At 67.3% G+C, this 404-nt stretch carries 1 protein-coding gene; it reads right to left on the bottom strand.

The features are described from left to right. Nucleotides 1-404: acetyl-coenzyme A synthetase N-terminal domain-containing protein (locus tag HWX55_RS35910; protein WP_279612711.1), on the bottom strand; the 404-nt coding region annotated here is incomplete at both ends.

Below are 404 nucleotides of genomic sequence, written 5' to 3'. Positions count from 1 at the left end.
TCGCCCTTGCCGATGCCGCGTTTCTTCAGCGCATTCGCGAAGCGCGACACGCGCGCGAGGAGGTCCGCATAGGTGACGCGGGTGACGGTGCCGTCGTCGGCCTCGAAGATCACCGCGACGCGCTCGCCGTTGCCGGCTTCGACGTGGCGGTCGAGGCAGTTGTACGACGCGTTCAGCTCGCCGTCGTCGAACCATTTGTAGAACGGCGCGTTGCGCTCGTCGAGCACGGTCGTGAACGGCTTGTGCCACGTGAGGCCTTCGCGCGCGAGACGCGCCCAGAAGCCTTCGTAATCCTGCTCGGCCTCGGCGACGAGCGCGCGATAGGCCGGCATGCCGGAAATGGTCGCCGTCTGCTCGAGCGCCGCGGGCGGCGCGAACTGACGGGTTTCGTGAAGAACCGATTC

Origin of the sequence: Burkholderia sp. BCC1047 (assembly GCF_902833155.1) — a bacterium.
Lineage (GTDB): Bacteria > Pseudomonadota > Gammaproteobacteria > Burkholderiales > Burkholderiaceae > Burkholderia > Burkholderia sola.
This window is presented reverse-complemented; position numbering and strand designations above follow the sequence as displayed.